This is a genomic window from Marisediminitalea sp., from assembly GCF_984433645.1.
In genome coordinates this window covers 1-13,324 of sequence record NZ_CFIDRX010000121.1, presented here as the reverse complement: position 1 = coordinate 13,324, position 13,324 = coordinate 1, and the positions used below count along the sequence as shown (strand labels likewise).

The 13,324-nt window shown below is 47.7% G+C and carries 7 protein-coding genes; all 7 read left to right on the top strand.

Translation table 11 applies throughout. The features are described from left to right. Positions 1-1,175: DUF1302 family protein (locus tag AC4MRN_RS14545; protein ID WP_491203666.1), on the top strand; the 1,175-nt coding region annotated here is incomplete at its 5' end. 17 nt (positions 1,176-1,192) lie between these two features. Beyond that, positions 1,193-2,560, top strand: a complete 1,368-nt coding sequence (locus AC4MRN_RS14540) for a DUF1329 domain-containing protein (RefSeq protein WP_073324528.1) — start codon at positions 1,193-1,195, stop codon at positions 2,558-2,560. A 225-nt stretch (positions 2,561-2,785) separates the two neighbouring features. Continuing rightward, a complete protein-coding gene (locus AC4MRN_RS14535) occupies positions 2,786-3,820 on the top strand; it encodes a beta propeller repeat protein (protein WP_303625783.1) in 1,035 nt (344 codons plus the stop codon). A gap of 9 nt (positions 3,821-3,829) precedes the next feature. Continuing rightward, complete coding sequence (locus AC4MRN_RS14530) at positions 3,830-6,151, top strand: efflux RND transporter permease subunit (RefSeq protein ID WP_491203665.1); 2,322 nt, start codon at positions 3,830-3,832, stop codon at positions 6,149-6,151. A 187-nt stretch (positions 6,152-6,338) separates the two neighbouring features. Next, the gene (locus AC4MRN_RS14525) at positions 6,339-11,171 is read left to right on the top strand and encodes an NAD-glutamate dehydrogenase (protein WP_491203664.1); all 4,833 of its coding nucleotides are present in this window, start codon (positions 6,339-6,341) and stop codon (positions 11,169-11,171) included. A gap of 161 nt (positions 11,172-11,332) precedes the next feature. Beyond that, positions 11,333-12,340, top strand: coding sequence for a quinone-dependent dihydroorotate dehydrogenase (pyrD, locus tag AC4MRN_RS14520; protein WP_487966187.1), 1,008 nt, complete (start codon positions 11,333-11,335; stop codon positions 12,338-12,340). Further along, the coding region (locus AC4MRN_RS14515) for a THUMP domain-containing protein (RefSeq protein WP_491203663.1) at positions 12,340-13,324 on the top strand (985 nt) is incomplete at its 3' end. The genes pyrD and AC4MRN_RS14515, both read left to right, overlap by 1 nt.

Genomic DNA, 13,324 nt, shown 5'->3' with positions numbered 1-13,324 from the left:
ACCCGGACATTGACCTTGACTTCCTGTTAGCGTCACTCAATGGTCTGGGCGATGCACTGCGTGCTGGTGCTGATGCTTCGCAAATCAGTCAGGCTTACCTGGCATATCCTACTAAAGTGGCTTTGCGTGGTTACAGCGATCAGGCCCATGTTGATGCCGACGACCAGGGTCAGTACGGTCTTCGCGTTACCTATTTCGCAGAAGAATTAAATGAAACTGAGTTCAGTTTCTACCACATTAATTATCACAGCCAGCGTCCTTTGATTTCCGGTGAAACGTCTAACTTCACGGCCGCAGGCATTGGTGCCGACATGGCATTCTTGGCGACCAATAATATCACTCGTGACAACGTCACAGAGCTGCAGGCGTTTACCGAAGCTAAGTTCTACTACCCTGAAGACATCAAGCTGTACGGCATGAGCTTTAACACCAACATTGGCACCACGGCGTTTGCCGGTGAGTTCGCTTACCGCCAGGATGAGCCTCTGCAAATCGATGACGTTGAATTGTTGTATATGGGTATGCCAGAGCAGTTAGCAAACGCTGGATTGCGCCCTGACTTAGGTGGCATTTCGCAGTTGAACAATATCGGCCGCGCTGTTGGTCCTGGCGAGACTGCCGAAGGTTATGTGTTCTCTGATACATGGCAGGCGCAGTTTACGTTGTCTCACGTATTTGGTCCGGCATTTGGTACCGACAACTTTATCCTACTGGGTGAAGCGGGCTACGTTAACATTGTTGACTTCCCGGACCCATCAGTAGTTCGCCTGAACGCACCGGGTACTGCACGTACACCGTCACTGGAGCCAACAGAAACCGGCAATCCGCGCACAGGCTTGCACACAGGTTTGTCAAACGGTCCGGAAACTAACCCGTTTGCAACTGACGATGCATGGGGCTACCGTTTACTGGCTGTTGCTGATTTCAACAACATTTTCGCTGGTGTAAATTTACGTACTCGTGCGACGTTCTCGCATGATGTAGAAGGTACTACGCCTGATCCGCTGTTCTTGTTCACGGAAGATGTTAAGTCAGCCAATATATCATTCACGTTTGATTACTTGAGCCGTTGGTCTGCAACCGCGTCTTACAGCAGCTTCTGGGGTGGCATTGGTACCACTAACGCGCTGTCAGACCGTGACTTCATCTCGTTCAACATCAAGTACGCAATTTAACAGAGAGTAGTATTGTTATGATGAAAAAGATTGGATTTATTGCTGCTGCGTTAACTGTCGCGTTATCTGCAGCACCAGTTCAAGCAAAAGTTAGCAGCGCCGATGCTGCCAAGTTAGGTACCGAGTTAACGCCACTGGGTGGCGAGAAAGCGGGTAACGCTGATGGCTCTATTCCAGCCTGGAACGGCGGATTAACATCAGCACCTGCGGGTTACACAGAGGGTGATTTTCACCCTGACCCGTATGCTGGTGAAGCACCACTGTTCACGATTACTGGTGCTAACTATAAAGAACATGCCGAGTTTTTGTCTGACGGCCTGATTAAAATGTTCGAGACTTACCCTGACTCGTTCAAACTGCCTGTGTACAAAACGCATCGTTCAGCGTCTAACCCACAGTTTGTTTATGACGCAACCAAAGCAAATGCGACTCGTGCCGAGTTGTTGGATGGTGGTAACGGTATGTCAGGTGCCGCAGTAGGTATTCCATTCCCCATTCCGGCCAACGGTCTTGAAGCGATCTGGAACCACATTGCACGCTATCGTGGCCAGGCTGTTCAGCGTAACGGTGGTCAGGCAGCAGTAACCGCTGGCGGTGACTACAACGTAATCGGTTTTGATGAACAGCTACTGATTCAATACTCTCAGGAAAATGCTACGCCTGAAACGCTGCTTGAAAACAACGTATTGTTTATGTTTAAGCAAAAAGTTACTAAGCCGGCGCGTCTGGCTGGTACTGCGTTGCTGGTTCACGAAACACTGGACCAAATTAAGGAGCCTCGTAAGGCATGGACCTATAACACCGGTCAGCGCCGTGTACGTTTGGCACCAAACATTGCCTACGATACGCCGGGAACGGCGGCAGATGGCCTGCGTACTACCGATGACTTCGATATGTTTAATGGTTCTCCAAACCGTTATAACTGGGAGTTAAAGGGTAAGAAAGAAATGTACGTTGCTTATAACAACTACAAGTTGCACAGCAATACCGCAACTTACAGCGATATTCTGAAGCCAAATCACGTAAATCCGGATCTAACCCGTTGGGAAAAGCACCGTGTTTGGGTGGTAGAAGCGACGTTGAAAGACGAGTTCCGTCACATCTATCAGAAACGGGTATTCTTTATCGACGAAGACAGCTGGCAAATTCAGTTGGCCGACATGTATGACAACCGTGGTGAGTTGTATCGTGTTGCAGTAGCATACGGCGTTAACTACTACGAAGTTCCTACACATTGGTCTACGCTGGACGTATACCACGACCTGAACTCTCGTCGTTACCTGGCGATTGGCCTGGACAACGAAGAGCAGATGTATGATTTCTCTGTTCGTCCAAGAGAAGCGGAGTTTACTCCTCAGGCACTGCGTCGCGAAGGTACGCGATAAGTGATTTAAGCGGGCACATTCATTGTGCCCGTTTGTTCGAATGAGGTAGTCAGTGTGAGCTTGCTACCTCATTGTTTTAATAAACCGATACACATTACTGTGTATCATAATCAGCAACTCATCACTAACAATTATAAGCCCTGTGTTTCAATGGGTAATCGTGTTGCTTACACAGCAGTAACATGCCTTCAGCGCGTGTACTTTATCCGGAGGTTTAAACCTTTAATGCACAAATTGATTTCTTCCGTGCTACTTCTCGTTTTTTCTTTGGTTTGTCAGGCAGAGCAAGCATACCAGGCACCTTTGGTGCGAGAGTCACTACTATTAGATATTGATACCGGCGCTTTCACTGTGGCGGTGGGAGAACGTGGTCATATTCTGCTCAAGCAAGGTGAAGAGGACTTCACCCAACTTGAGGTGCCGACCCAGGCAACCCTGACCGCAGTAACGATTGTTGGCGACAATATATGGGCTGCAGGTCATGACGCCATTATTATTCATTCTCCCGACCGTGGACAGAGTTGGGAAATTCAGCACAATGCGCCGGAATTAGAACGTCCTTTCCTTGATATTGTTTTCTTTGATGAGCAGCAAGGCCTGGCCATTGGCGCTTATGGCTTGTTTTATCAAACCAGTAACGGCGGAGAAAGTTGGGAATCGGTTAGACATGCGTCTTTTTTGAATCCTTATGATCGCGAATACCTCGAAGAAATTCGCAAGGAAGACGAAGACTTCTATCAACAGGAACTGGAGTCTATCTTACCGCACCTCAACAGAGTCAGCGTGGCAAGCGACAACACATTGTATCTGGCAGGCGAAGCGGGTTTGCTTGCAGTAAGTACCGATTTAGGCCAGAGCTGGGAACGCTTTGACATTGAATACACAGGTTCGTTTTTCGATATAAAAATGCTGGCAGACGGCTCATTAGTGGCAGCGGGTTTGCGAGGCAATATTTTTGTGATGCAGCAAGACGAGCAGTGGATGTATCTGTCTACGTGTAATACGGCTACGCTCAACTCCATTATCGAAACGCAACAAGGGGTGGCATTTATTGGCAACAACGGCGTTGTTGTTAATGCGACTTTACCGCTTTCTGTGAGTGACTATGACCCTTACGCTTCAACGTCAAGCTGCGCGGTAGCAGACGGCGTGGCTGTAACGACGACAGAAAGCAAGTCTGCATTATTGAATGCAGCGACCGTGCAGGGGGAAACCCTGGTAACCGCCGCCGATGGCATCTATTCACTTTCTTTGGATTAAATCAGTTATATGTCTTCATTTAGTCAATTTTCGGAAAGGTTGATTTTCAATAACCGGGCAGTGGTGATCATGCTGTTCGTGTTTGCTACGTTGGTACTGGCATTCCAGGCTTCTCGTATGAAGCTGGATGCTGGCTTTGAAAAGAACATTCCTCTTAATCACGAATACATGCAAACCTACATGGCACACCGCAAGGATTTTGGTGGAGCTAACAATGTTTTAGTTGCCGTGTGTGATCGCGACAGTGATATTTTTAACAAGCCTTTCTTTGATACGCTGAAAAACGTCCATGATGAGCTGTTTTTTATCAACGGCGTTAACCGCTCATTGGTTGTATCCCTCTATTCACCATCAACTCGCTTTACTGAAATTGTTGAAGGTGGTTTTGCGGGCGGTCCGGTCATTCCAGCCGACTTCAACTCATCGAACCCCAAAGCGTTAGACACCGTTGCTGCCAACATTGAAAAGGCCAAAATTGTGGGTCGTCAGGTGTCAAATAATTACCGTTGTGCCATGGTCACAGCGCAGTTACTTGAGCTGGATCCTGAAACCGGTGAGCAGTTGAACACATTGGAGTTAGCACAGGAGCTGGAAGACAAGCTTCGTGGACAGTTTGAAAACGACGATGTCAGCATTCACATCATCGGCTTTGCTAAGATGATTGGTGATGTCGCTACGGGTGCAAAATCTGTCGTGTTGTTTTTCGCTATTGCCATCGTCATCACCGCACTCATGGTGTACTTCTTCTCTCGTAATATCATGCTTACTATTTTGCCTATTGCCTGCTCAGTGATTGCAGTCATTTGGCAGATGGGCTTGTTGACCTCACTGGGCTTTGGTCTGGATCCCATGTCAATCCTAGTGCCGTTTTTGGTCTTTGCGATTGGGGTGAGCCACGGCGTACAAATGATCAATGCGGTCGAAAAGAACATTGTTAAAGGTAACAACGCGAAACAAGCCGCTATGGCTGCGTTTCGAGCGCTGCTAATTCCTGGCGGTATTGCGCTCCTGTCAGATACAGTTGGCTTCCTGACCTTACTGGTTATTGATATTGGTATCATTCGTGAACTGGCTATTACAGCGAGTCTGGGTGTGGCTGTTATCATTCTGACCAACCTGATTCTGCTGCCTGTTCTGATGAGCTACATACGCTTCCCAGAACATTATCTCGACCAATTTGCGGGTAAAGAAGCTAAATCAGAAGGCATGTGGCATGTGCTGGATGTGTGCACTAAAAAAGGCACCGCAATTGTAATAGTGCTGGTGACGGCAATACTGTTTGCAATTGGATTCGTACAGTCTAAACAAATGCAAATCGGTGATATCCAGGCCGGTGCTGCGGTTCTGCACGAAGACTCTCGTTACAATCAGGATACCGCCTTGATTACGGACCGCTTTGAGGTCACGGTAGATTACATTTCTGTGTTGGTTGAAACCACACCAGAAGCCTGTACGTCATACGACGTAATGCGCGCAATTGATGATTTCCAGTGGAAAATGACCAACGTACCCGGTGTACAGTCGGCTGTTTCACTCGCATCTATCGCCAAAGTGATAAATGCGGGCTACAACGAAGGAAATCCAAAATGGCAGGTACTGCCGCGTAACCAACAAACATTGGTGCAGGCTATTTCCCGTGTGCCAACCTCATCTGGTTTATTAAACGGTAACTGCTCTGTGATGCCGATCATCCTGTTTATGGAAGATCACAAAGCGCAAACTATTACTCGTGTCGTCGATGCGGTAAAAGCGTTCCGTGAAGAATATCAGACCGACGATATGAAGTTCAGTCTGGCTTCTGGTCCGGTAGGTGTTATGGCAGCAACCAACGAAGCAGTGCAGGCTGCTCAGACGCCAATGATGGTGTATGTGTTCGGCGCGGTGATTATTTTGTGTTTGTTGAGTTTCCGTTCGTTGCGCTCAACCATTGCTGTGGTATTGCCGCTTTATGTGGTATCCGTGCTGGCTCAAGCGCTTATGACTTATCTCAACATTGGCTTAACCGTTTATACACTGCCAGTTATCGCACTGGGCGTGGGAATTGGTGTCGACTATGGTATTTATATCCTGTCGACAATGAGCATACTGATCAAACAGGGCATGTCAGTCAATCAGGCATACCTGGAAGCGCTTAAAGAGCGGGGCAGCGCGGTATTATTTACCGGTGTTACCCTGGCAATAGGTGTGAGCACCTGGGTATTTTCAACACTGAAATTCCAGGTAGACATGGGCATTCTGCTTACCTTTATGTTCCTGGTGAATATGATCGGTGCCATTGTTGTACTACCGGCATTGGCGCGACTTCTCTGGTTCAACCGCACCAATGACTAGCAAAAAACTTTTTTTCGCATAAGTAACCAAAAAAGGAGCCATTAAGGCTCCTTTTTATTTGCATTATCTGCATAGTTATCCAAAATGTAAAAAAGATGTAAAACAAGCGCTTTTATTTCTTCGGTTATTTAGCGAAAATATGCTTGTACATTCTATACTTAAACAAAAATACTCTATAGGTAGGCACATGACAGTCAGCTCTCAGCGCTATTCAGTTTTGCTTGAGAACGTTTTTTCGTTAATCGACAAGAAAGTTGATAACCAAAATCGAACGTTAATTACCACGTTCGGACGACATTTATTCAAAAACATTCCACTGGACGACCTTGAACATCGCAACGACAGCGATTTATACGGCGCCACGTTAAGTTTGTGGAATGCGTTTGCTGATTACGACGGCAAGCGTCCTTATGTGCGTGTATTCAACCCGGAAATCGACAAACACGGTTGGAAATCGAGTCACACTATCGTCGAAATGATCATTCGGGATTTACCATTCCTAGTTGACTCTATTCGCATGGCTTTGAATCGCCTTGGCATCACTGCGCATATGCTGATCCACAGTCCAATGAACATCGACCGTGACGATAAAAATAAGATAGTAAAATTCGGTGACGGTAACAGTGCAACGACGTCACGCGAAACCGTTGTTTTTATTGAAGTAGACCGCCAAACCAGCAAAGCGGATATCGATACGCTCACCAAAGAGCTGTTTTCAACACTGGATGAAGTATCTCTGGCTGTTGCTGACTGGCAAATGATGCGCGATAAACTGGCTGAAATCACTGCTAAAGTAAAGAAAGCTAAATTACCCATCGAGAAAGATCGCAAAGACATTACAACGCGTTTTCTTGAGTGGATGAACGACCATAACTTCACGTTGATGGGGTATCGCCATTACCGGGTGAATGCTATTGAAGGCGATCACCAGTGGCTTCCCGACAATGATACCAGCCTGGGGTTAATGAAAAACTCAGTAAGTGACAGACCGCGACTACTGTCGGCGTTGCCCGCCAGCGCTCGTCAGGCTGCACTCAGCCAGCAGGTCCTTCTGCTGACTAAAACCAATTCACGTTCACGGGTACATCGTCCGGCTTATATGGATTACGTTGGAATAAAAGAATTCAACAGCAAAGGGCAGGTTATCGGAGAGCATCGCTTCCTGGGGCTTTATTCGGCTAACTTCTACAACAGCAGTACCCGCGACATCCCATTGCTGTCAGACAAGATTCGACGGATTTGTGAGCTGTCTGAATTTGATCCGCAAACCCATGCGTTTAAAGCTTTCAACAACATTGTTGAAACTTATCCTCGTGATGAGTTATTGCAGACGCCTGAAGAAGATATGGCGGAAATCGTCCGCGGTATTTTTCAGATGCAGGAACGCGGCATTACCCGTCTGTTTGTTCGCAAAGACACCTTTGGTCGTTTCTTTTCCTGTATGGTGTACGTACCAAGAGAGCGTTATAACACCCAGTTGCGGAAAGAGACGCAAGCGCTACTCAAGCATTCATTTGGTGCTACCGGTGAAGTCGAATTCACCACGTTTTTCTCTGAATCTGTGTATGCAAGAACGCACTATATCGCTCGGGTCGAAGACAACAATGCGGAATTTGATGTGAAGGAAATCGAACAGAATATCATTGAGCTGACCAAAACCTGGAACGACCGGTTGTCGTCAGCCCTGTCTTCAGCCTATGGCGAAGCAACGGCAAAATCCCTTGAACGCAACTATGTCAATGCGTTCTCACGCTCGTATACAGAGCATAACTTACCGACTGCAGCTCTGGTAGATATCGAAAAGCTCGAGCAATTATCAGAAGACGCCAACATGGGTATGTTGTTCTACCGCCCACAGGAAGAACAGTCTGACAGTCAAATCGTGAAACTGAAGTTGTTTCATTTGCATGAACCCATTCACTTGTCTGACGTGTTACCGATTTTGGAGAACTTTGGTCTGCGCGTTATCGACGAAAGCCCTTACAAAATAAACTGTGCAGACGGCAAAGTTAAGTGGGTAATGGATTTCACCATGCTCCACAAAAGCGGCCATGATTTAGACATGGAAAAGGCCCAGGCGTTATTCCAGGACGCATTTGCCAAGGTATGGTACAACCAATTGGAAGACGATGGTTTTAATCGCCTGGTATTAAGCGCTGAGCTTACCGGCCGCAATGTCACTATTCTGCGCGCGTTTGCGAAGTACATGCGCCAGACAGGCAGCAGTTTCAGCCGTGATTACATTGCCAATACCTTGTCGAATTACCCGCAGATTGCCGGTTTGTTGATCAGTTATTTTGACGAAATCTTTAATCCTGCCCGTAAGTCTCGTAAGAAGCGTTTGGAGACCCTGGTTAATAAGATCAACGAAGCGCTGGATAAAGTGAGCAACCTGGATGATGACCGGATCATTCGTCGTTATCTGGACATGATCGACGCCACGCTGCGTACCAACTTTTATCAGAAAGCCGAAGACGGTAGCGAAAAGCCCTACATCTCGTTCAAGCTCATGCCTGAAAACATTCCGGAGATGCCGTTACCGCTGCCAAAATACGAAATCTTTGTATACAGCCCTAAAGTGGAAGGTGTGCACCTGCGTGGTGGACGCGTTGCGCGCGGCGGATTGCGCTGGTCAGATCGCCAGGAAGACTTCAGAACGGAAATCCTGGGCCTGGTAAAAGCACAAAAAGTAAAAAATACCGTGATTGTGCCGGTTGGCGCCAAAGGTGGCTTCGTTTGTAAACAGCTGCCAAGTGGCGCGAGCCGTCAGGAAATCTTCGAAGAAGGCAAGGCCTGCTACCGGACCTTCATTCGCAGCTTACTGGATATCACAGATAACATTGTAAATGGTGAAATCGTGCCACCTAAAGATGTGGTCCGTCTCGATGAAGACGACCCTTATTTAGTAGTGGCGGCAGACAAAGGCACAGCGACATTTTCTGACATTGCCAACGGCATTTCAGAAGAATACAACTTCTGGCTGGGTGATGCGTTTGCATCTGGTGGCAGCGTGGGTTACGACCATAAGAAAATGGGGATCACGGCACGTGGTGCCTGGGAATCAGTTAAGCGTCACTTCAGAGAGATCGGAATCGACTGTCAAACTACGGATTTCACATGTGTGGGGATTGGTGATATGGCAGGTGACGTATTCGGTAATGGTATGCTGTTGTCTGAACACACGCGCCTGATATCGGCCTTTAACCACCTGCATATTTTCTTCGACCCTGATCCGGATGCGGCTAAAACTTACAAAGAGCGCAAGCGTTTGTTTGAAAACCCAAGCCTGTCCTGGGAAGATTACGACAAATCATTGATTTCTAAAGGCGGTGGTATATTTAGCCGTTCTGCGAAGTCAATAACACTCACGCCTGAGATGAAGACCTGGCTGGGTACGCGTCAGAACACCATGACGCCTAACGAGCTTATTCACAACATCCTTAAAATGCCGGTCGATTTGATTTGGAATGGCGGTATCGGCACTTATGTGAAAAGCAAGAAAGAAAGCCACAGTGATGTGGGCGATCGCGCCAATGATTCACTGCGTGTAAATGGACAGGATATCAAAGCCAAAATCGTGGGTGAGGGCGGTAACCTGGGCCTCACTCAATTGGGTCGAATGGAATACGCTGCTAATGGCGGTCGCGTGAACACCGACTTTATCGACAACGTCGGTGGTGTGGACTGCTCAGATAACGAAGTTAACATTAAGATCCTGTTGAACCAGTTGGTAAGCAATGGCGATCTGACAGTGAAACAGCGTAACAATTTGCTGTATGACATGACTGACGACGTTGCTACGATTGTACTGCAGGATTGTTACCGACAGACACAGGCAATTTCAATCAGTGAACGTACCGGCGTCTCTTCAATAAAAGAACAGCTGCGTTTCATTCACGGCTTGGAACGCGATGGCGCTCTAAATCGCGAGTTGGAATTTATTCCTACTGATGATGAGATCTCTGATCGCGCTGCATCAGATCGCGGCTTAACCCGCCCGGAGCTGAGTGTGTTAACCGCCTACGGTAAAATGGTACTGAAGGACCAGCTTAACATTCCGGCCTTAACTGATAATGCCTACCATGGAAAGCTGTTAATCAGTGCGTTCCCGCAGGAACTTCGTGAGCGCTTTGCTGAGCAAATGCAGCAGCACCCACTGAGAGCAGAAATTATCGCCACCAAGTTAACCAACAACATGGTGAACGATATGGGACACAACTTTGTGTACCGTATGCAGGAAGAAACCGGGGCCGATATCGTAGAGATCACCAACGCTTACAGTGTTGTAAAAGGTGTATTTGGTATCGGCGAGTTGTGGGAAGCCATTGAAGACCTTGACAACAAAATCGATGCTGATGCGCAGCTTTCCATGCTGGAAAGTGCCAGACGATTAATGCGTCGCGGTACACGCTGGTATATTCGTCATGGCGATACCAGTGCAGACATAGAACAGTCTATTCTGAAATATCAGCCAGCGGTTGATGACTTGTGTAATAACTTGTCTAACTATTTGGTGAAATCAGAAATCAAACAGCTGGAAGACGCCACTGCAAAATGGATCGACAAAGGTGTACCACAGGACATCGCTAGCAGAGTAGCTGCATTCAGTAACGTATTTAGTGCACTGGACTTAACCCAAATTGTTGAGCAGGACAGTCACAATATTGATGTAGCAGCGCGACTGTACTACCAGATGGGTTCGAAGCTGGAATTACACTGGTTCCTCGAGCAAATCACCAATCAGCCTGTGGGCAATCACTGGCAGGCGCTTGCTCGTGCATCATATCGCGAGGAGCTTGACTGGCAGCAACGTTCCATTGTCTCGAATTTATTGTGTAGCAACGGTGACTCCACGGATGCAGATGCAATTCTGGCCAATTGGATGCAAAACAATGAAGGTCTGTTAAAACGCTGGTATCATATGATGAGCGAATTTAAGACCAGTTCAAACCACGATTTTGCGAAGTTTTCAGTCGCGCTGCGCGAATTGATGCTTTTAAGCATGAAGTCCAGCCAGTAAACTACGCAATCTCGGGATTGTCGGTATCAGCGCAACATGCGCTGATACAGAATTGACTTAGTTAGCCCCGCTTGTCGGGGCTTTCTGCCACCTGTGAACTGGTGATTTTTAGTTGTTGTCAGACAGGGGCAGCCATTTTTAACACGGTGTTATAGCACTTCATGTACGAATTTATTCAAAAAGCCTTATTAAAATGCGAACCAGAAAACAGCCATGATTTCACAATTAAATGGTTGCACCGCACTCAACGTACGCCATTGTCGGCGCTCTACACGGAAAAAACCGAAGATAAACCGGTTACCGTAGCCGGAGTCACGTTTAGAAACCCGGTGGGATTGGCCGCGGGTCTCGACAAAAATGGTGAATGTATCGATGCTTTTGCGGCGATGGGTTTTGGCTTTATTGAAGTCGGCACCGTGACCCCCAGACCACAACCGGGCAACCCAAAGCCACGTTTGTTCCGCCTCCCTGAAAAGCACGCCATTATTAATCGCATGGGGTTCAACAATAAAGGTGTGGACTATCTGGTTGAACAGGTTAAAGCCAGCCGTTTTGACGGCGCACTGGGCATTAATATCGGTAAGAACAAAGACACGCCGGAAGAAAATGCACTGGACGATTACCTGATCTGTTTAAACAAGGTCTATGCGTACGCCAGTTACATCACAATCAACATTTCATCACCTAATACGCCTGGACTCAGAAATCTGCAGTACGGTGCGGCACTGGAATCGCTGCTTAGTGGCCTGAAAGAAGCCCAGCAAACACTGGCGAAGGTCCACAATAAATACGTACCTTTGTTTATTAAGATTGCACCGGATTTAACCGGTGAAGAAGTGCAGGGCATTGCCGAATCACTGATCAAATGTGAAATGGATGGCGTTATAGCAACAAACACCACATTAGATCGCAAAGCCGTCGAGGGACTTGAGCACGCGGGAGAAGCCGGTGGTCTGAGTGGTGAGGTACTGGTTGATCAAAGTCAGTGGGTTACCGAACAACTGCATCAGGCATTGGGCGGCAAATTACCTATCATTGGTGTCGGCGGCATACATGATGTGGCATCTGGTAAAGCGCGAATGGACGCAGGGGCGTCATTAATACAGGTGTATTCTTCTTTCATTTATCAAGGTCCAAAACTTGTTAAACAACTGGTACAGGGGCTTTAATGAGTCAGCTTGGATTTTTAGTGACAACCAGCCGTGGGCTGGATGAATTGCTGAAAGATGAAATCGCATCATTGTGTCCCGAGGCGAGCGTAAAGCAAAGCCCGGGCCTGCTTCGTGTAGATGGTAGCCTTGAAGATGCATATCGGGTCTGCTTATGGTCCAGACTTGCCAACCGGGTTATCTGGGTGCTTAATGAAGGCGATGCCAGTAGCGCGGAAGCCATGTACGAAACGGCCAGTAAGGTCGATTGGTCGATGCAGTTTTCTACCAAAGAGACCTTCAGCGTTCAGTTTCACGGTAGCAGCAGAGCTATCAACAATACCCAGTTTGGCGCATTGAAGATTAAAGATGCCGTGGTAGACCATTTTTACGATGAAAGTGGCTCTCGACCCGATGTTGAACGCTCACAGGCGGATATTGTGATTAACGCGCGCCTGAGTCGCGACAAAATTACACTGGGTATCGAGCTTTCCGGCGGCAGCCTGCATCAACGGGCTTACCGACAGGAAACCGGTCTGGCGCCGTTGAAGGAACACGTGGCAGCAGCCATGCTAATGCGCAGCGGTTGGACCCGTGATACCAGCCAACCATTGGCAGATCCAATGTGTGGTTCAGGCACGGTTGTTATAGAAGCCGCACTCATCGCAGCGCAACGCGCACCAGGTCTACAGCGTCCTCGTTGGGGATTTACACACTGGCAGGGACATCGCAGCGATATATGGCAAGCCCTGGTTAGCGACGCTGAAGCACAACAAATTAACCCAGATGTAAAATTATTTGCCAACGACATTGACCGCAAGCTCATCGCCATGGCTAAACACAACGCCAATGAAGCCGGGGTATTTGATCTGATTCATTTCAACGTTAGTGATGCGTTGAATTTTGTGCCGCCGAAAACAGCAAACAGAGCGGGTGTATTGGTATCGAATCCACCATACGGTGAACGACTGGGCGAAATGACCACCTTGATCCCGTTGTTTTCGC